At 72.8% G+C, this 20,019-nt stretch carries 15 protein-coding genes and 2 riboswitches; of the genes, 6 read left to right on the top strand and 9 right to left on the bottom strand.

Annotation, left to right across the window (positions count from 1 at the left end):
* Positions 1-22 precede the first annotated feature (22 nt).
* The 5 genes from ACIQGQ_RS24860 to ACIQGQ_RS24840 all read right to left on the bottom strand — a co-directional run bounded on the left by ACIQGQ_RS24860 (position 23) and on the right by ACIQGQ_RS24840 (position 6,660).
* On the bottom strand, positions 23-2,101 hold the full coding sequence (locus ACIQGQ_RS24860; RefSeq protein ID WP_402398967.1) for an iron ABC transporter permease: 2,079 nt from the start codon (positions 2,099-2,101) through the stop codon (positions 23-25).
* Positions 2,098-3,174, bottom strand: coding sequence for an iron-siderophore ABC transporter substrate-binding protein (locus ACIQGQ_RS24855; RefSeq protein WP_402398965.1), 1,077 nt, complete (start codon positions 3,172-3,174; stop codon positions 2,098-2,100). The genes ACIQGQ_RS24860 and ACIQGQ_RS24855 overlap by 4 nt, the downstream gene beginning before the upstream one ends.
* A gap of 73 nt (positions 3,175-3,247) precedes the next feature.
* Entirely contained in the window at positions 3,248-4,156 is a 909-nt protein-coding gene (locus ACIQGQ_RS24850) for an ABC transporter ATP-binding protein (RefSeq protein WP_402398963.1), read from the bottom strand.
* 87 nt (positions 4,157-4,243) lie between these two features.
* Positions 4,244-5,137, bottom strand: coding sequence for a helix-turn-helix domain-containing protein (locus ACIQGQ_RS24845; protein ID WP_402399191.1), 894 nt, complete (start codon positions 5,135-5,137; stop codon positions 4,244-4,246).
* Positions 5,138-5,247: 110 nt separating this feature from the next.
* On the bottom strand, positions 5,248-6,660 hold the full coding sequence (locus ACIQGQ_RS24840; RefSeq protein ID WP_402398961.1) for a hypothetical protein: 1,413 nt from the start codon (positions 6,658-6,660) through the stop codon (positions 5,248-5,250).
* A 121-nt stretch (positions 6,661-6,781) separates the two neighbouring features.
* Positions 6,782-6,856, bottom strand: a riboswitch (cobalamin riboswitch).
* 97 nt (positions 6,857-6,953) lie between these two features.
* Positions 6,954-7,091: riboswitch (cobalamin riboswitch) on the top strand.
* A gap of 117 nt (positions 7,092-7,208) precedes the next feature.
* Here ACIQGQ_RS24840 and ACIQGQ_RS24835 point away from each other — a divergent pair.
* The 5 genes from ACIQGQ_RS24835 to ACIQGQ_RS24815 are packed head-to-tail and all read left to right on the top strand — an operon-like array spanning position 7,209 to position 14,557.
* A complete protein-coding gene (locus ACIQGQ_RS24835; protein ID WP_402398960.1) occupies positions 7,209-9,959 on the top strand; it encodes a prenyltransferase/squalene oxidase repeat-containing protein in 2,751 nt (916 codons plus the stop codon).
* Positions 9,960-9,967: 8 nt separating this feature from the next.
* Positions 9,968-10,870, top strand: coding sequence for a hypothetical protein (locus ACIQGQ_RS24830; RefSeq protein WP_402398958.1), 903 nt, complete (start codon positions 9,968-9,970; stop codon positions 10,868-10,870).
* A gap of 5 nt (positions 10,871-10,875) precedes the next feature.
* Complete coding sequence (locus tag ACIQGQ_RS24825; protein ID WP_402398956.1) at positions 10,876-12,039, top strand: energy-coupling factor transporter transmembrane component T; 1,164 nt, start codon at positions 10,876-10,878, stop codon at positions 12,037-12,039.
* Complete coding sequence (locus ACIQGQ_RS24820; protein WP_402398954.1) at positions 12,036-13,727, top strand: ABC transporter ATP-binding protein; 1,692 nt, start codon at positions 12,036-12,038, stop codon at positions 13,725-13,727. The genes ACIQGQ_RS24825 and ACIQGQ_RS24820 overlap by 4 nt, the downstream gene beginning before the upstream one ends.
* Complete coding sequence (locus tag ACIQGQ_RS24815) at positions 13,724-14,557, top strand: ECF transporter S component (RefSeq protein WP_402398953.1); 834 nt, start codon at positions 13,724-13,726, stop codon at positions 14,555-14,557. The genes ACIQGQ_RS24820 and ACIQGQ_RS24815 overlap by 4 nt, the downstream gene beginning before the upstream one ends.
* Positions 14,558-14,567: 10 nt before the next feature.
* Here ACIQGQ_RS24815 and ACIQGQ_RS24810 read toward each other — a convergent pair whose 3' ends face one another.
* From ACIQGQ_RS24810 to ACIQGQ_RS24800, 3 genes are all read right to left on the bottom strand, one after another.
* A complete protein-coding gene (locus ACIQGQ_RS24810; protein WP_402398952.1) occupies positions 14,568-15,308 on the bottom strand; it encodes a hypothetical protein in 741 nt (246 codons plus the stop codon).
* A gap of 187 nt (positions 15,309-15,495) precedes the next feature.
* Positions 15,496-16,803, bottom strand: coding sequence for a VanZ family protein (locus tag ACIQGQ_RS24805; RefSeq protein ID WP_402398950.1), 1,308 nt, complete (start codon positions 16,801-16,803; stop codon positions 15,496-15,498).
* Positions 16,804-17,081: 278 nt separating this feature from the next.
* Positions 17,082-17,906: an alpha/beta fold hydrolase gene (locus ACIQGQ_RS24800; protein ID WP_402398948.1), complete on the bottom strand. Its 825-nt coding sequence runs from the start codon at positions 17,904-17,906 to the stop codon at positions 17,082-17,084.
* A 171-nt stretch (positions 17,907-18,077) separates the two neighbouring features.
* Between ACIQGQ_RS24800 and ACIQGQ_RS24795 the strand changes: the two genes are divergently transcribed.
* Positions 18,078-18,944 (top strand): phosphotransferase, encoded by an 867-nt coding sequence (locus ACIQGQ_RS24795; RefSeq protein ID WP_402398947.1) that lies wholly within the window; start codon positions 18,078-18,080, stop codon positions 18,942-18,944.
* 219 nt (positions 18,945-19,163) lie between these two features.
* Here the strand turns inward: ACIQGQ_RS24795 and ACIQGQ_RS24790 are convergent, their stop codons facing one another.
* Positions 19,164-20,015, bottom strand: a complete 852-nt coding sequence (locus tag ACIQGQ_RS24790; RefSeq protein ID WP_402399188.1) for an RCC1 domain-containing protein — start codon at positions 20,013-20,015, stop codon at positions 19,164-19,166.
* Positions 20,016-20,019: the final 4 nt, after the last annotated feature.

Below are 20,019 nucleotides of genomic sequence, written 5' to 3'. Positions count from 1 at the left end.
GCACGGACGGGGCAACGGAATGTCATACGCGGGACCTCCTGAGCATCCAGATGAAGTACGGGGCTCCGACCAGCGAGATCATCAGCCCCGCCGGCAGCTGGGCCGGGGTGACGAGCGTGCGGCCCAGCGCGTCGGCCACGCAGACCAGCAGCGCGCCGAGCAGCATCGCCACCGGGATCGCCCGGCCGTGCCGGGCACCCGCCAACGACCGGGCGAGGTGCGGGGCGACGAGCCCCACGAACCCGACGACACCGACGGCGAGCACGCTCAGCGCCGCGAGCACCGCGGCGATCGTCAGCGCGGCGAACCGGGTGCGTTCCGGCCGGACGCCGACCACCCGGGGCGTGTCCTCGTCGACGGCGAGCAGATCGAGCCGGTGCCGCATGGCGAGCAGTACGGGCAGTGCCACGGCCACCGCCACCGCCACCGGTACGACATCGGGCAGGGTGCGCCCGTAGGTCGTCCCGGAGAGCCAGGTGAAGATCCGGGGCGTGTTCCACGGGTCCGCGCGCAGCAGCAGGAAGGTGGTGACGGAGCTGAGGCCGTACCCGCAGCCGATGCCGATCAGGACGAACCGGTCGGGCAGGAAGCCGCCGCGCCAGGCGAGCACGGCGATCAGCGCGAACGTGGCGAGCCCGGTCGCCACCGCCGCGACGACGAGCAGCGGGCGCCCGCCGGACAGCCCCGAGGTCGCGACGGCCGCAGCGCCCAGCCCGGCACCCGCCGTGATGCCCAGCACTCCCGGCTCGGCCAGTGGATTGCGGACGGAGCTCTGCACGACGCATCCGGCCAGCCCCAGCGCCGCCCCCGCGAGCACCGCGGCGACCACCCTCGGCACCCGGTCGTCGAGCGCCTGGCCGATCAGGTCCGGGGCGGCCCCCCGGGCCCAGAGCGCGAGGTCCCCCGTACGCAGCCAGAGGCTGCCCGCGAGGACCGCGACGAGCACCGCCGCAGCCAGCAGCGCCACCGCCCCGGCCACGACGAGGAGGTACGAGCGGCGCGACCGCGCGGCGACCCGGCCGCCACCCGGCCGCCCGGCCCCGCCGGTGTCGCGCAGCCGGAGCGCGAGGACCACGATCACGACGGCGCCGAGCAGCGCGGTCGGCACCCCGGTCGGAATCGCTGCGGCCTCCCCGGCCCCCTGAACCGCCCGCAGCCCCGCGTCCGCGAGCAGGATCAGCAGGGCGCCGAGCAGCCCGGCGGCGGGCACCAGGAGGAGGTGCCGGCGCAGCCCCCGGACCCGTCCCGCCAGCAGCCGGGCCAGGACGGGCGCGCCGAGCCCGACGAAGGCGATCGGGCCCGCGAGCGTCACCGCCGTACTGGTCAGCAGCACCGCGCAGAGCACGGCGGCCACCCGGGTGGCACGGACCGGCACCCCCAGGGAGGCGGCGGTGTCGTCGCCGAGGCCCAGCACGTCCAGCCTCCGGGAGAGGACCAGGGCGACGCATGCCACCACGGCCAGGAGCGGGAGGGCGCGCACCGACGCGTCGATGTTCAGCTGGGCCAGCGAACCGCTGCCCCAGGCGTAGAGGCCGGTCGTGTTCTTCTGGAACAGGACGAGCAGCATCCCGGTCGCCGAGTCCAGGGCCATCGCCGTCGCCGACCCGGCGAGGACGAGACGGGTGCCCGAGGTGCCCGCGGCCCGGCCGGTGAGCGCCAGCACCAGCGCCGCCGCGAGCAGCCCCCCGGTGAAGGCGACCGCGCCCGACGCCCACAGCGGGACGGCGATGCCGAAGGCCGCGACGGCCGAGAGCGTGAAGTAGGACCCGGCGGTGACCGCGAGGGTGTCCGGGGAGGCGAGCGCGTTGCGCGTGACGGACTGGAGGAGCGCGCCGGCGCAGCCGAGCGCGAAACCCACCGCGACCCCCGCGAGCAGCCGGGGCAGCCGCGAGCCGGTGAAGATCTCCCCGACCCGCGCGCCGTCCGGACCGCCGCGCTCCCCGGCGAGGTGGCGCAGCAGATCCCGGGCGCCCACCCCGGACGTTCCCTGCGTCAGATGCCACAGGCCCACCGCGACGACCGCGACGAGCAGGGCCGCCAGGACGGCCGCCCCGGCCCGGAGTCCGTCCCGGCCGGGAGCCGCCGTATCCGGTGCGCTCACTTCTCGCCGGTGTTCTTGTCGAGCACGTCGACGTACGCGTCGATCGCCTGCGCGCAGGAGCGCGGGCCGCCCGCACCCCAGACCCGGGCCGGGAAGGCGTGCGCCCGGCCCTCCTTCACGGCCGGGATCGACTTCCAGATCGGGTTCTTCTCCAGAGCCGCGACGTAGCCGCCCGCGCCCTCGTCGTTGGCGTAGAAGAGGTTGGCCTTCCCGACCGCGGTCAGTCCCTCGACATCGGTCTGCGCCAGCCCGTACGAGGGGTCGACGCCGCCGTTCCCGTGGGCCTTGTCGACCGCGTCGGTCCACGCGGGGGTCATGCCGAGTTCCTCGCCTATCGCGGTGAACAGGGCGCCCTTGCCGTAGGGGCGGACGGTGAGGTTGCCGCCCTGGAGCCAGCCGTCGAAGAAGAGGAAGTCCTTCGTCGGCAGGTCGGCGTCGGCCACCTTCTGCTTCGCCGTGGCGAGGTGCTCGTCGAACTCCTTCAGCACCTGGTCGGACCGTTCGGTGCGCCCGGTCGCCTTGCCGATCATGCCGAACACGTTCCGCATGTTGCCGATCGGGTCGGCCGGGTCCGCGCCCTTCGTGACCATCACCGGCACGCCGCGCTTCTCCAGCTTCTTGACGATCTCGTCGTCGGCCTTGAACGCCTCGACGACGACGAGGTCGGGCTTGGCCGCGGCGAGGGTGTCCAGGTCGGGTTCCTCGCGGGTGCCGATGTCGGTGACCTTGCCGGGCAGCTTCTCCGCGCTGACCCAGGTGCGGTAGCCCTTGGCGTCGGAGACCGCGACCGGGGTGACGCACAGGGTGAGCGCGTCCTCGATCTGCTGCCACTCCAGGACCGCGATCCGCTCGGCGGGCTTGTCGAGCGTCACCTGACGGCCGACGCCGTCCTTGAACGACACCGGTCCGGTGGACGTGGCCGTCCTGTCGTCGGCGCAGCTCTTCGACCCGGGCGACGTGGCACCGGCGGCCTTGTCCGCCGTGTCGACGCTGGTCGTGCCGCAGGCCGTCGCGGAGAGTGCGACGGCGAGGCCGGTGGCGGCCGATGCCGCCAGGCGACGGGCACGGTTCATGGCAGTTCCTCTTTCGGATGGTTCAGAAGGGCGAGCACGCGAGGTGCTCAAGGTGCTGGGAATGAGGGGTGGTTCAGGTGGTGACGGCGGTGCGGGCGGAGTGCCGCCCGAGCGGGTCGATACGGAGCCGGCCGGTACGCGGTTCCACCGCGACCTCGACGCGGATGTCGTAGACCGCGCCGATGTTCCGCGCGGTGAGGACGTCGACGGGCGCGCCCACCGCGTGCACCCGGCCGGCGCCCATCAGGACGACGGTGTCCGCGACGCGGGAGGCGTGGTCGAGGTCGTGCAGCACGATCCCCACCGCGACGCCGTGCTCCTCGACCAGATCGCGCACCAGGTCGAGCGTCTCGATCTGGTAGCGCAGGTCCAGGTGGTTCGTCGGCTCGTCCAGCAGGACGACCCCGGTGTCCTGGGCCAGGCAGGCCGCGAGCCAGACGCGCTGCATCTCCCCGCCGGAGAGCTCCCCGACCGGGCGCCCGGCCATGTCCCCGACCCCGGTGACGCCCATCGCGCGCCGGACGGCGTCGCGGTCGTCGCCGGCCGGCCCGCCGAAGCCGCGCCGGTAGGGATGGCGCCCGAAGGCCACGACCTCCGCGACCGTCAGCCCCTGCGGGGCGGGCCTCGACTGGGAGAACAGCGTGACCTCCCGCGCGAAGCCACGCGCGCTGAGCAGCGCCGCCGCGCGCTCGGGGGCTCCGTCGCGGCCGCCGAGCGTCACCCGGCCGCCGTCGACCGGGTGGAGCCGGGCGAGCGCCCGCAGCAGTGTCGACTTCCCACTGCCGTTCGGCCCCACCAGCGCGGTGGCGCGCCCCGGTTCCAGGGTCAGTGAGACGCCGTGGACGACCGGCGCCCTGCCGTAACGCAGGACCAGGTCGTGGCCGCCGAGGGGGACCGGCGCCGAACGGGCGGGGGCGTCGGCGGGGCCGGCGGCGCGCGCGGTGATGCGCGCGGCGGTGCGCCGGAAGGAGCGAGTGAGCATCGAGGGATCCGGGTGACTGGAGCGGACAGCGGCAACTAAGGGTTACCTAACTAAGGGAACCCTATCTTCCGCTTGTCGTGGCGGCAATCAGGAGTTCTGGACACCCGATGCGGGATTCCGGACACCGTCCGGGGCGCCACCGGCCCGGCCGGCTCCGACGGCTCCGACGGCTCCGCCCGTTTCGCCGAAGAAGGCGCCCGGGGTCGTGCCCATGACGCGCCGGAAGGCGGCGATGAACGTGCTGGGCTGCGCGTACCCCAGGGAATCGGAGACGTCCCGCACGTCGAGACCTTCGGAGAGCAGGGTCAGTGCGTGATGGGCGCGCAGCATCTGCCGCCACTGCGCGAAGGAGAGCCCGGTCGTCCGGCGGAAGGCGCGGGCGATCGTACGGTCGCTGATCCCCAGCGTCCGCGCCCACCCGTCCAGCGAGCGGGGGTCGGCCGGGTCGTCCAGCAGGGTCTCGGCGATGGGGTCGATCCGGGGGTCGCCGGGCAGTCGCAGGGCGAACTGGCGCTCCGAGGGTCGCAGTACGTCGAAGACGACCGCCTCCGCCCGCGCCCTGGCCCCGGCGTCGAGGTCCGTGCGGGCCAGGTGGGTCAGCAGGGACTCCAGGACCGGCGTCATCGTGATCGCGGTCGGCGAGCCGAACGCGACCGGGGTGCGGTCGGGTGCGAAGAAGGCGCTGTGGAACTCGACGCCCGCCGTGGTCCGCCCGCCGTGCACCACCCCGGCCGGCATCCACAGCCCGTGCCCCTCGGACACGGTGAGGACGCGGTCCTCCACCCGGGACGTCAGTGTTCCCCCGCGCACCCAGACCAGTTCGTGCAGGTCGTGCGCGTGCGGCACCCACTCCGTGGGTACGGACGGGATCTGCGACCCGGCGAGGATCGCGAAGGGGCTCCCCGTGTGCCCGGACGCCACCGCCCGCTCCGGGACTCGCACCACCCGGCGCACCGCGGTGCCCGCCTCGCGCCGCCACATCCCCGCACTTGTGCCATTACGGGATGATCGGGTCATACGGGCGAGTCTATCCGGGCTTCCACCCCCACCGGTCGGGCGGGGGCGAAGGCCCGGACGGACCCGACCCGGGATCAGGAGCCCAGACGCAGGGCGATCGTGTCGCCGACCGCGACGGCGCTCTCGCGCGCCGCCGTGGTGAACGCGGCGCCGTCGACACTCGCCTTCCAGACGGTGGAGCCGCTGTTGGTCCTGCCGTTGAGGGCGGTGATCGGGCCGGTGCCGGTGGCCGGGGTGACGCCGGTGACGCAGCCGGACGGGGCCGCCGCGCCGGCCGCCGCGTCCAGTACCGCGCCGAGTGTGGTCGTGGCGCCGGTCGCGGTGAGCGTGACGGAGCACACCTTCAGCGAGCCGGTGCCGTCGTCCACGGTCAGCGCGAACCTGCTCGCGGTGCCGGAGGACAGCGACGCCTGGCCGACCCACCGGGGCGCGCCGGCGGTCGCCGGAGTGGGCGGTGCGGAGGTGAAGCCGCCGCCGGCCACCGCCCGCAGTCCGTCGATGGAGGCGTACGCCTGCGGGGCGGTGTCGGTGGGCAGGTACCGGAAGCCGCCGCCCGGGTTGAACTGCTGGCCGATCAGGAAGTCGACCGGGGTCCTGCCCTTGGAGGTGAGGAAGTCGCCGGTCTGGGCGTTGATGCCGCAGGCGTTGAGGCCGGAGACGGCCCAGCCGTTGGAGTCGGTGTTGACCCCGTACATGGCGTCGAAGGCGCCGGTGTTGACGACGAGCTTGTTCTTCAGGAACGTCCTGGCCTCGACGATGTCGGGGTCGGTGGCGGGGGCGCCGGAGACGCACAGCGCCGCCATGGCCGCCCCGGTCATGTCGACGTCGCCCTCGGCGGCCAGCTGGGCGGGGTCGCCCTCCGCCTTGCCGAAGTTCCAGCCGCCGTCGTCGTGCTGGTTGGCGCGGATCCGGGTGATCATCGCGTCGCGCAGGGACTGGGGTACGCGTATCCGGTCGGCGGTGGTCCGGGCGCCGTTCAGGGCGAGGGCGGCGAAGACGGTGCCGTTGAAGTTGGCGGACGGCCCGAAGTAGCCGGGCTCGGCGGTCTGCCAGTAGGAGTAGATGTCGGCGACGAGGTTGCGGGAGGCGGAGACCCGGGCGGGATCGATCCCCGCGGCGTACGCGTTCAGCGCGGCGCGCTCGTAGTCGGTGACGACCGGGGAGGCCGAGGGCCAGGAACCGGTGGAGAGCAGGTTCCGGTAGACCGTTCTCGCGTTCTTCGTCGCGTCGCCGCCGGGGATGACGTCCACCGCGGCCGTACCGGCGGCGGCGAACGCGCTGAACGCCCACTCGTTGGAGAGCCCCGACCCGGCGTACGAACCATCCGCCCCCTGGAGGGACTTGAGGTATCCGACACCGTTGGCGGTGGAGGTGGCGATCTGTGCCGGCGTCGAGGTCGCCGCCGCCGGCAGGGCGGTCAGGGCGAAGGCGCCGAGGGCGGCCGCCGCGGTGAACGCGGCGCGGCGGACGGTACTGGTACGGGGCATGGCGTGCTCCAGAGGTGAGGGACGCCGGCCCCGCTCGCCGGTCCCCGCGAGGGGTGCGTACGACGGGGCGTGGCCGCCGTCCGGAACGCGTGGACCGACTTCCAACTAGCCAGTGCCGTATGGGCATTCGGGCTCGGGAAGGCAGTCGCCGCCCCACACCGCTGCGCGTCAGCCCCGGAGTCGCACCGGGTTCCCCCACTCGGCAGGGCCGGACAGTACCGGACGTCCGACCGGCTTGGCCACTGTGCGCAGCGGCGTGAACCCGCATCGTACGGAGCGGTCTTGACGGTCCCCACGAACGCATGCTCCAATCCGGCTGATACGCAAAGCTGTTCCAGGGGAAGCCGGTCGAAGTCCGGCGCTGACCCGCAACCGTAGGCCCGATCCCGGTCGGGCGAGCCGGAGTGCCTGGAGCGTGTTCCACAGCAACGGACGCCGTCGCGGACTACGGCGTGGTGCGACCTGCTCCGCCCTGCGGCTCACCGCCGGGACGGGGCCGCTGCCACGTTCCCCGCCACCCGCTTCGGCCACACAGCGAAGGGGCCGTGATGGGAACCGTGGAGTGCGAGGACACTCACATACGGCGTGCACGACACGTGCGGAGACGGCCGGGCGCCCCGGCCGCCGTGCTGTCCGCGCTGGTCGTCCTGGTCGCGTCCTGCCTCGCGTACCTCCTCACCGGCCTGCCCGCCGCCGCGGCCCCGGTCGGGGACTGCACCGCGACCAGGGGGGCCGTCCTCGCCGTCGACTTCACGCCCTTCGGCGGCAAGGTCGAGCGCGGCTGCGACACCACCCCCACCACCGGCTACGAGCTCTTCCGCGACGCCGGCTTCACCACCACCGGGACCCAGCACGACGGCCCCGGCTTCATCTGCCGTATCGGCCTCGGCACCGGTACGCAGTACCCGACCCCGGACAAGGAGGACTGCGTCCTGACCCCGCAGGCGACCGCCTACTGGTCGTACTGGGTCGCCTCGCCCGGCCAGGACGACTGGACCTACAGCCAGTACGGGGCGATGGACCGCAAGCTCAAGGACGGTGACGTCGACGCCTGGGTGTACGGCGGCACCGACATCGGCGGCACCACTGGCCGGCCCACCTTCAGCCCCGACGACGTCCGCGCCCAGGGCGGCACCTCCCCGAACCCGGGCGGCGGACCCACCGGAGCCCCCGGCCGGGTCGACGTGGCGGGCGCCGCTTCCTGGCTCCAGGACCTGCTGAGCGACGGCGAACGCATCGTCGACGAGGGCACCGGCACCCCGAACTACCTGCTCACCACGGAGACCGCGTACGCCCTGGCCGCCGCCCGCGGCAGGAGCGGTGCCCTCGACAAGGTCGTCGGCTTCCTCGCGGCCCACGTCGACGACTACGTCCTCCCCGGCGGCAGGGACCAGGCCCCGAGCACGGCCGCCGCGGCCCGGCTCGCCCTGCTCGCCGAGTCGACCGAACGCGACCCCCGGGACTTCGGCGGCCGGGACCTGATCGCCGACCTCACCGGCAACGTCTGCCCCGCCGCCGCCCCCGGCCAGGGCTGCACCGCCGAGGGGGACATCCGGCACATCACCTACGCCGACGAGCAGGCCCGCGCCGTACTGGCCCTGCTCCGCGCCGACATCACCCCCGAGACCGCCTCCGTCGCCCGGCTCACCCAGGTGCAGTGCAAGGACGGCGGCATCACCAGCATCCTCATCCAGCCCGGCGGCCGCTGCGAGGGCGACGCCGGGACCACCGGCCTGATCGCCCTCGTCCTGCACCGGGCGGGCGGCCAGGAGCCCGCCGTCACCAAGGCCCGCGACTACCTGAGGAAGACACAGCTCGACGACGGCTCCTTCCCCGGCTACACCGGAGCCACTACCGGCGACGTGATCGCCACCGCCTACGCCGCCCAGGCCCTGCGCGCGTTCGGCGAGACCTCCCGGGCCGATTCCGCCGAGGGCTGGCTCTCGCGCACCCAACTGGACGGCGGCGGCTTCGGCTACGACCGGGACGCCACCGAACCCACCGCCTATGCCACCCCGGTCGCCGCCCTCGCCGGAGCCCGCACCGACCTCGCGAGCCTCACCACCAAGAAGACCGAACCCACCGGCCCGCCCGCCACCCCGGACCCGGGCGGCGAGCCGGAGCCCGGCGACGGCCCCGACCTGAAGAAGGGCGTCGCCTACCTCACCGGCGCCGACCGGCTCCAGCAGGGCCGGTACTACCCGGCCGTCGCGGGCTCGGGCCGCGCCGACTTCGGCCTCACCATCGACGGGGCGTACGCCCTGGCCGCCACCGGCCTGGACAACGCCAGGCTGCGCGGTGTCGTCGACTTCCTCGACCAGGGCGGAACGGACGGCGAGGGCCGCACCGTCAACGACTGGACGGGCATCGGCACCGCCTACGCGGGCGGCGGCTCGATCGGCAAGACCGCGCTGCTCGCCGAGGCGGTGGGCCGCGACCCGCGCGACTTCGCCGGGCACGATCTGATCGCCGCCCTCGACGAGGCGGTGTGCGCCGGGCCCAGCAAGGCGCCCGACCGCTCCTGCGCCGCCAAGGGCGCCTACACCTACGCGCCGTCCGTCTTCTCGCAGGCCCTCGCCGTCATGGCGCAGCTCCGCGCCGGGGACCAGGAGAACGCCGAGGATCCGATCGCCTACCTGGAGAGCATCCAGAACGCCGACGGCTCCTGGCCGAGCCTGATCCCGCCGACCGGGGACAAGGACGTCGACTCCACCGCCATCGCCGCGATGGCCCTGGACCTCGCCGGCGGCGACCGGGCCGACAAGGCCGTCGACAAGGCCCTGGAGTGGATCGCCGGCCGGCAGTACGACGACGGCGGCTTCCCCGGAGCGGCCGGCAACAGCGTCAACTCGGCGGCGCTGGCCGTCCAGGGCCTCTCCCTGGACCGCGCGGCCCACCGGCCCGCGATCGCCTCGGCCCTGGAGTTCCTCGCCGCCCAGCAGAACAAGGACGGCGGCTTCAACGTCGCCAAGGAGGGCCAGCGCGGCTCCGACCTGCGGGCCTCCACCCAGGCCGTCGCCGGGGCCACCGGCGTCTCCTTCGCCACGCTGGAACGCGAACTGAACGGCACCGGCCCCCAGCCGACCCCGAGCGGGGACGACGACGGCATCCCCGAGATCGTCACCCCCGGGGACGACGGCACCGACGGCGGAAGCATCGTGGACGCGAACGGCGGCGGGGCCCTCGCCTCGACCGGTGCGCAGGCCCTGGCCCTCGGGCTGTTCGCCGTACTGCTCTGCACGGCCGGCTGGCGCACGGTCGTCGTGGCCCGGCGCCGCACGGTCCGGGGGGAGCGGTGACGAGGGCCGTGCGCGCAGTGGCCCGCACGGCGGTCGCGCTCGCCCTGACCGCCGCCGGGCTCGGCGCCACCACCGGGCAGGCGGCGGCCGACCCGCAGGCCATGGGCCGGTGCACCACCACGGCGGGCGTCGTGCTCGCCGTGGACTTCAGCCACTGGGGCGGCCCCGTCTACCGGGCCTGCGGCACCACCCCCACCACCGGCTACGAGCTGCTCAACCAGGGCGGCTGGCGCACCGTCGGCACCAGCCACGACGGCCCGGCGTTCATCTGCCGGATCGGCTACAGCGGCTACGGCAACGGCAAGCAGTTCCCGCCCGCCTCCCAGGAGGACTGCGTCCTCACACCGCCCGCCTCCGCGTACTGGTCGTACTGGCACGCCGACCCCGGCGCCGACGACTGGGAGTACAGCCAGCTCGGCGCCATGCTCTACAAGCCGAAGCCCGGCAGCGTCGACCTGTGGATCTTCGGCGGCACCGACATCGGCGGCACCAAGGGCCGTCCGAAGATCAGGCCCGACCAACTGCGCGCCCACAACACCAGGCCCAGCGGCACCGGCCGGCCCGCCTCCACCGCCAAGGCCCCGAAGCTGCCGCCGAACGTCAACACCGGCCCGGCCCCCGAACAGCCGGTGGCCGAGGAGACCACCGAACCCCCGGCCACCCCGTCGAGGACCGGGAAGCCGGAGAAGTCCGGGGAACCGACCGGAAGCCCCAGCCCCTCCGGCCCGGCGAGCACCACCCCGGCACCCTCCAGCGGCACCGGCTCCGAACCCCGGGTCGTCGACGCCGCCCCCAGGGCCGCCGCCGCCCACGACGCGGGCTCGGTGCTGCCGGTCGTCGCGGGCGCCGGACTCGTCGCGCTGATCGCGGGCGCAGGCATCTACACGGCACGCCGCCGCACGCACGAGTGACCCCCATGGACCACCCCCCACCCGAGGCGGTGGCCGTCCGGACCGGCACCACGCCGGACCAGGGCGGCCGCCGTCCGGCCCGTACCCTCCACCCGCTCACCTGGTGGATCTGGGCCCTCGCCCTGGCGACCGCCGTCAGCCGCACCAACAACCCGCTGCTGCTCTTCCTGGTGCTGGCCGTGCTCGGCTACGTCGTCACCGCCCGCCGCACCAACGCTCCCTGGGCGCGCGGCTTCAAGTACTACCTGTACCTGGCACTGACGGTGGTGACGATCCGGGTGGTCTTCCGGGTGGTGTTCGCCACCGGCATCACCCCGAACGACCACTTCCTCTTCTCCCTGCCGCACATCCCCACCCCCGACTGGTACGCCGGCATCCGGCTCGGCGGACCCGTCTCCCTGGAAGCCGTGCTGTCGTCGGCCACCGACGGGCTCCGGCTGGCCTGCATGCTGTGCTGCATCGGCGCCGCCAACACCCTCGCCAACCCGAAGCGGGCCCTGCGCGTGCTGCCCGGCGCCCTGTACGAGCTGGGCGTCGCCGTCACCGTCGCGATCAGCGTGGCGCCCCAACTGGTGCAGAGCGTGCAACGGGTGGCGCGGGCCCGGAAGCTGCGGGCCGGGCGCACCCGGGGCCTGCGGGCGCTGCGCGGCATCGTCGTCCCCGTGCTGGAGGACGCGCTGGAACGCTCGCTGCGGCTGGCCGCCGCCATGGATTCGCGCGGCTACGGGCGCGCGGGCACCGCGACCCGGCGCTCCCGGCGGGCCACCGGCGCCCTGATGCTGCTCGGCATGTGCGGCCTGTGCGCCGGGGCGTACGGGCTCCTCGACGCGACCGCCCCCGCCTTCCTCGGCTTCCCCGCGATGGGGGCGGGCGCGGCGCTGTGCGTCGCCGGACTCCGGCTCGGCGGGCGCCGCGTCACCCGCACCGCCTACCGGCCCGACCCGTGGCGCACCGCCGAATGGCTGGTCGCGGGCAGCGGGGTGCTGGCGGCGGTACTGCTCTTCGCCAACCTCGGCTACGACCCCGCCCAGCTCAACCCCGCCTTCTACCCGCTCACCTGGCCGGAACTCCCGCTGGTGCCGACCGCGGCGATCCTCCTCGCCGGAACGGCCGGATTCCTCTCGCCCCCGCCCCAGGACCCCCGACCCGAACCGAAAGCCGCCGCGTGATCACCTTCGACCACGTCACCGTCGCCTACGACGACGCCCCCGCCGCCGCCCTGCGCGACGTCGACCTCACCGTGGAGGAGGGCGAACTGTGCCTGGTCGTCGGACACACCGGCGTCGGCAAGTCCACCCTGCTCGGCACGGTCAACGGACTGGTGCCGCACTTCACCGGCGGCACCCTGTACGGCCGGGTCACCGTCGACGGCCGCGACACCGCCGACCACCCGCCGCGCGAACTCGCCGATGTCGTCGGCGTCGTCGGCCAGGACCCGGCCGACGGCTTCGTCACGGACACCGTCGAGGAGGAACTCGCCTACGCCATGGAGCAGTTGGCGACCCCGCCGGCCACCATGCGCAAGCGCGTCGAGGAGACCCTGGACCTTCTGGGCCTGGCCGATCTGCGCCACCGCGCCCTGCACGAACTCTCCGGCGGCCAGCAGCAGCGCGTCGCCATCGGCTCCGTCCTCACCGCGCACCCGCGCGTCCTCGTCCTGGACGAACCGACCTCCGCCCTCGACCCGAGCGCCGCCGAGGAGGTCCTCGCAGCGGTCACCCGCCTCGTCCACGACCTCGGCGTCACCGTCCTGATGGCCGAACACCGCCTGGAACGCGTCGTCCAGTACGCCGACCGCATCCTCCACCTCCCCGGCGACGGCGTCGTCCGCATCGGCGACCCCGCCGAGATCCTCCGTACGTCCGCCATCGCACCGCCCATCGTCGATCTCGGGCGGGCGGCAGGCTGGGACCCCCTGCCGCTCTCCATCCGCGACGCCCGCCGCAGGGCCGCCCCGCTCCGCACCCGGCTCACCGGCCGTACCCCGGCGCCCCTGCGCCCCGCCGCCCCCGACCGCCCCGCCCTGCTCACCGCCCGCAAGGTGACCGTCACCTACCAGGGCGTCCCGGCCGTCCGCGAAGTGGACCTCACCCTGCACGGCGGCGAGGTGACCGCACTGATGGGGCGCAACGGCTCCGGCAAGTCCTCCCTGCTCTGGGCCCTCCAGGGCACGGGCCCCCGCACCGGCGGCACCGTCGGCGTCCACGAGGGCGCCCCCGGAACCCGGACCGGAACCGGGAGCGGGCGTGGTACCGGGGCCACGGACCCGCACGCCGTACCCCCGGCGCACGCCCGCAGGCTCGTCGGCCTGGTGCCCCAGACCCCCGCCGACCTCCTCTACCTGGAGAGCGTCCGCCAGGAACTCGACGAGGCCGACACCGAGTCCGCGACGGGGGAGAGCGCCCGCACCCTCCTGGACCTCCTCGCCCCCGGCATCGACGACACCACCCACCCCCGCGACCTCTCCGAGGGGCGGAAGCTCGCCCTGGTCCTCGCCATCCAGCTCACCGCCGCCCCGAAGGTCCTGCTCCTCGACGAACCGACCCGCGGCCTCGACTACCGGGCGAAGAGCCAACTCGTGGACATCGTCGCCGCGTTGGCCGCCGAGGGGCGCACGGTCGTCGTGTCCACCCACGACGTCGAGTTCGCCGCGCGCGCCGCCGACCGGGTCGTCGTCATGGCCGAGGGCGACATCGTCGCCGACGGCCCCACCGCCGACGTGATCGTGGCCTCCCCGGTCTTCGCCCCGCAGACCGCCAAGATCCTCGCCCCGCTCCCGTACCTCACCGTCGGCCAGGTCACCACCGCCCTCCACGACGACGAACCGCTCCCCGACCACCCGGAGGATCGGCCATGACCCCGCGACCCGGTCCCCGCGACGCCGCCGCCATCCGCCTCAACCCGCGCATCGGGCTGGTCATCGCGATGGCGGCCTTCCTCGGCGTCGTCGCGTTCTTCTGGCCGTTCGTCGTGGCCCCCGGCACCTTCGGCTCGAACTACGCCCCGCCGCTGATCTTCGGAGTCCTGCTGATCCTGATCCTCTGCGTCGTGCTCTCCGAGATCGCCGAGGGCGGCATCGACTCCAAAGCACTCGCCATGCTCGGCGTGCTCTCCGCCGTCAACGCGGCGCTGCGCCCACTCGGCGCGGGCACCGCGGGCATCGAGACCGTCTTCTTCGTCCTGGTCCTGGCCGGACGCGTCTACGGCCCCGGATTCGGCTTCACCCTGGGCTGCACCTCCCTGTTCACCTCCGCCCTGATCACCGGCGGGGTGGGGCCCTGGATGCCGTACCAGATGTTCGGCTGCGCCTTCGTCGGGATGCTCGCCGGATTCCTGCCGCGTGCGACAGGACGGCGCGAGGTGCTGCTCCTCGCGGTCTACGGATCGCTCTCCGGCTACCTCTTCGGCTTCCTGCTCAACCTGTCGTTCTGGCCGTTCTCCCTCGACCCCGACAGCTCGATCGCCTATCTGCCCGGTCTGCCGTTCACCGAGCAGTGGCACCGCTACCTCGCGTTCGACGTGGCGACCTCGCTCGGCTGGGACACCGGACGTGCCGTCACCAACTTCGTGTGCATCGTGCTCGCCGGACCGGCCGTCCTCACCACTTTCCGCCGGGCCGCCCGCAAGGCCCGCTTCCGGGCGCCGGTACGGTTCGTGCGGTCCGGGGAACCGTCCCCGGACCGCTGAGCCGGGCGGCCTACTTCACCCGGGGCGTGAGGGTCTTCGCCAGCTTCATGACGTCGGCGAACTCCCCGCCGTCGTTGTCGGAGGACACGGACAGCAGCCGGTCACCGACCCGGGTGACGACGATCTCCCGGCCGACGTAGGCCTTCCGGTCGATCGTGATGCGCACGCCCTCGTCCCCGACGCCGTCGACGGCGCCGACGGTTATGGTGACCGGGTTGGCCAGCAACCCCGCCGAATTCGGCTCGTAGGTCGTCCCGCAGACCCCCTCCAGCGACCTCAGGTTCCCGAACGCCTCCGAGGCCTGGCCGGCGGAGTAGGAAAGCACCATGATCCCGACCTCATGGGCGTACGGGTCGGTGACCCCCAGGTTGGCGTACGCCCCCCAGCCGCCGAGAGCCCCTTCCGTGCCGTGCTGCGACAGCTGGTCGCAGCCGAAGTCCGCCGCCTGGCTGGGGTCGGCGGACGGCGCCACCGGCTTCGGGCCGCTGTCGTGCTCGTCGAACACGGTGGAGACCTTCCACCCCTTGGGCAGGGTGCGGTTGGTCGGCAGGTAGGTCTTCAGGACCGACCCCGGCACCACGTCCGGGTCCGCCGTCGGTGCCGCGGGCGCCGACGGCGACGGGCTGTCGACGGCGGCCGTCGCGGTCGGACCGTCGGCCCGCGGCTCCTCCGACGCCGACGAGCCGCAGCCGGCACAGAGGACGGTCGCGCAGATGACCCCGACGGTGGTCGGGAATCGAGTGGTACTCATCGCTTCCTCTTCATCATGGCCCACATGAAAACACACTGAGTGACATGTCCACTGCGTAGGTACCTGGGTGAATCGGTCCGGCTTTGTGGAGCAAGTTGCCCGACAGCAATGCGAGTTGGCGTCTCGGTCCCGGATCGGGCGGACACGTGCCCGGCCGGCCGGAGGCCCGGCCCCGGCGGGACGGCACTCAGGGGCCCACCTCGCCGGTCTCGGCGTCCACGTACATCTCGGAGACGTCCGATGCGTCGAAGGCCACGGATACGGTCCACCGGGCACGCCACTCGCCCTTCTCCTCGACCGCGATGAGCTTGCCCGCCTCGACTTCCGCCGTGGACCCCTTCGGGAACGTGGCGGTGACGAGTGATTCCGCCCGGGCGCGGTCCACCCGGCGGGGAGGAAGCGCCACGGACAGCGGACCACGTTGAACGTTCAGCCGCGAGACCCGGCCGGCGCGATCGATCTGGACGTCGAGCCGTCGGGGCATGACCGCGCCGTCCTCGATGTTCCGCCAACTGACGAGCCAGCCGGACTCCGCCCCGTCCCCGACGGGGGACAACTCGTGACCGGTTCCCTCGAGGGCCCATGCGTAGTGCGAGCTCGCGTAGCGATGTGCGATCGCGTATGCGGCATCGGCATTCTCCGGATTCCCGGATGCTCCGTCCACCGGGAAACTGTTCGGATTCGGTGTGAGGAGGGCTTCCCATTCCACACTGAAGTTCGCTCTGTCGGGCCAGCTCAGCGTTGCTGAGCTGTGGGGCAGAGCAATGAGCAGCGTTTCGGGTCCGCCGTCGTATCCGGGCTGGACCTGCACATTCACCGGAGAGTACCGATCGTCGAACGCTTCCTTGAGCGCCGCTCGCGCAGCTTCTTTCTCCCGGGCGTTCGCGAACCGAAGGCTGGTGGCATCCACGGCGATCGGTGTGATGGCGAAATTCCACACGCACGCGCAGATGGTCAGTGTGCCGACGCCGATGACCGCTGTCCGCTTCATGCCCTGGCGCCACGGATCGATTCTCGAACCCCGAAGTCCGAGCAGCGCGCAACCCAGGCCCGCGCCCAGAAGTACTCCGATGACGTTCATCTCCGCGTCGCTGCTGTCGCAGGTCCGGCCGATCCAAGGAAGGGTCGCCTGTGCCAATTCCACGACGACCGGAGTCAGAACCCCGTACACGACGACGGGAAGAAGGCGCCGGAAAGCCAGGACCGAAGAGAGCCCAAGAGGCACGCACATGGCGGCATTGAGCAGCCCTTGTTCCGTCTTGAACGGCTCGGTGAAGTCCCTGTTGACGGTGCAGGTCCCGCTCGCCGTGCCCCCGTTCGGCAGGAAGACGGTGACCCCCAGGGCCATGGCCAGAAAGAACACGAACGCGGCAACCGCCCAGGAAGGTGAATCACGACCGCGGGTGAGCCGGTGGGCCGACAACCCGCAGATGAGCGAGATGACGATGAGGGAGGCGAGGAAGAATTCCTGATCGTGAAAAACCGCGTTCAGCATGGATCCTGGTCGTCTCTCTGGGAAAGGTGAGGAGCGGCCAGGTTATCGAGCGGGACATCAACTCCTCGGTGTGGACGGCGAGATCGCGGAAACCCGGTCTGCGCTCGGTGTCGGGGAGCGCCTTGAAGCGTGGCCGTATGGCGCGGAACCGCGGCCGGCCGGCGCCGCGGTCCGGCTGCCGTGCACTCCACGGCCCGGACCCCCACCGGTTCGGCCCATGCCGCGTACGAGATTCGGGCCGGAACGGACTTACCGGTGACCGGTGTTGTGAAACCGGGTCAGCCCCAGAACTCCCGCAGGGCGGCGTTGACGGCGGCGGCTTCCTGGGTGTGCGGGTAGTACCCGGGCACTCGCAGGAGGCGGCCCCCGAGGGAGTCCGTGAGGGACTCGGCCACGGCCATGAGGGGGAGCCCCACGTGCTCGCGGTACGCGTCCGGCGCGTCCTCCCAGGTACCGCAGATCACCAGGACCGGCAGGGCGGCGGCCCGGATCGGCTCCAGCGGGATCTCCGCCTCCCAGATGGGCCGTTCGGCCATGGAGGTGGCGACGGCGCGGAGCCGGCGCGGGGTGGGATCGGGCATGGCCATCCCCAGCCCCTCGGTGGACGCGCGCAGATACTGCTCCGGTGTGACGCTGTCCGGGATGCCGGGGGCACCGTCGCGCACCCGGTCGAGGAGGGCGGCGACGACCGGATGGTGCGCGGCGGCGGTGAAGGCGGACGGCTGGACGAGGGCGAGGGAGCGGACGCGGTCGGGCCGGCGCGCGGCGGCGATGAGCGCGGCGACGGCACCGTTCCCGTGCCCCACGAGGTGGGCGCCGCCGGGCCCTGCGGCGGTGACGGCCCCGCCGTCGAGAACCTCCAGGACGTCCTCGGCGTCGGCGTCGAAGTCGCTGCGCGCGGTGTCCGGGCTGTCGCCGTATCCCCGACGGTCCATCAGGAGGAGCCGCCGGCCGTTCGCGAGGGGGCGTTGTCCGGCGAATCCGTACGCGGAGTCGCTGCCCCAGCTGAAGATGTTGTGAACGAAGAGGGCGGGGGCATCCGCAGGGGCGGGGTCGCCTCCGGTCCCATCGCGGTCGTCCCACACGGTCACGTGCACGGTCATGGGCCATCCTCCCGGAGGTGGAGAACATCGACTTCGTCGAGACTACGGGACGGCCCTCGCGCCCTGGTGCAGGGCCGATGCCGCGGAGGACGAGCCGGGGCCCGGCAGTCGGTATCCGGCCGCATTGGGAGGCGTCACCCCCCGCCGGTGCATCCATGTCAGGCTTCAAGGATGGACAAGCCCGACGTGACGCGTGCGATCGCTGCTGCGACCTCGGTCGCCGAGTCGTCCGGCCTGCCGGCCGACGACGTGACCGTCCTCCACAACTCGAACAAGCTGGCGTTGCGGCTGACGCCGTGCGACGTCTTCGCCCGGGTCGCCCCGGTGGGGCAGGAGGTCGCACAGTTCGAAGTCGATCTCGCCCAGCGGCTCATCAAGGCCGGATGCCCGGTGTGTCCCCTGGAGCCCCGGGCGGACCCGCGTGTGTACGTACGCGATGGCTTCGCCGTGACGTTGTGGACCTACTACGAGCCCGTGGCACCGCTCGTCCCACCGGTCGACTACGCCCGGGCGCTGGAGCGGCTGCACGCCGGAATGCGCGACATCGGTATGGCGTGCCCGAGGTTCACGGACCGGATCACGGAGGCGGAAGACGTGGTCGCCGACCCGGACCGTTCACCGGAACTCGCCGAAGCGGACCGCCTGTTCCTCGGTGGCAGGCTGGCAAGTATGCGACGGGCGATCGACGACCGCGGCGCCGTGGAGCAACTGCTCCACGGCGAGCCGCATCCGGGCAATGTGCTCGGCACGAGGAACGGCCCGTTGTTCATCGACCTGGAGACGTGCTGCCGCGGCCCCGTCGAGTTCGATCTCGCCCATGCCCCCGAGGCGGTCTGCGCGCACTATCCAGGCGTGGACCGGGCGCTGCTGGACGAGTGCCGGCAGCTCGTCATCGCGATGGTCGCCGCGTGGCGTTGGGAGCGTGGCGACCAGTTCCCCAACGGGAGGCGATTCGGAGAGGAGATGCTGCGCGCGCTGCGTCAGGGGCCTCCCTGGCCGACGCTCGACACCATGACCGGGCGACTGGACGGTCGGTGAAAGCGCCGGAGACCCCATGGGCGGGCAGGGACTCCACGACCGGACGGTCGCCGGTGCATACCGGCCGGCCCTCGTGAGGTGCACCGGCGCACGCCCCCGGGCGCGGGTATGGACATGCCCGGCGGTGTGTCCTTTCCTCCGCCAAGGACTGGAATCAGAATGAGGTCTCTGGGCTCGGAAATGACGGTGTGTCAGGTCGCGTTGGCGTGGTCCGGAGGCTTATGGCAGCTGGACTCCGGACCAGGCATCGACTTCGCACTGTCTATCGGCATTGTTCCCGGCGGTCACGACTGTGCCGTTGGCACGCAGGCCAAGGGTGTGCGTTGAGCCGGCCGCCACGGCGACAATGTCGCGCCAATCGCCGACTTCGCACTGTCCGTAGCGGTTGTCCCCCGCTGCTAGGACCCGCCCGGACACCGTGACTCCGACGGTGTGGTAGCTGCCCGCGTCGAGTGCCACCACGTCTTCCCACTCATCGACCTCGCACGCCCCGGTTGCCCGGTCGCCGGTTGCTACTGCCCGCCCGTCGGCTCTGAGGCCGACGGTATGGAGATACCCGGCCGAAATGGCGGCCAGGTCATGCCACCCTTCAACGACACACTGACCTCGTCGGTTGTTCCCTGTGGCCAGTGCAGAACCGTCCGACCGGACGCCGACCGAGTGCCAGTCACCACACGAGAGAACGACCATCTCGCGCCAGGACTGCACGTCGCACTGCCCTTCTGAACTCCGGCCAACTGCTAGCACGCGGCCATTGGCGAGCAGCCCGAGCGTGCGGCGCCAGCCTGCGGCCACGGCCGCGACACCTCGCCATCCGGTGACATCGCATTGCCCATCGCCGTTCCACCCCGTTGCCAGCACCGTGCCGTCCGACCGGAGTCCCGCCGTATGAGACCTGCCCGTGTTCGTCGCGGCATGGACGTTGCCGGCTGCCACCGCGACGACGTCTTCCCATCCCTCGACACGGCATTCAGCGGCTGCGGTATTGCCCACTGCGAGAACAGTTCCATCCCAGCGCCGTCCGACCGAATGACGCCTTCCGGCCGCCAGTGCCGACGAGCTGGCGAACATTCCG

Source organism: Streptomyces sp. NPDC092952 (assembly GCF_044754785.1).
Lineage (GTDB): Bacteria > Actinomycetota > Actinomycetes > Streptomycetales > Streptomycetaceae > Streptomyces.
This window is presented reverse-complemented; position numbering and strand designations above follow the sequence as displayed.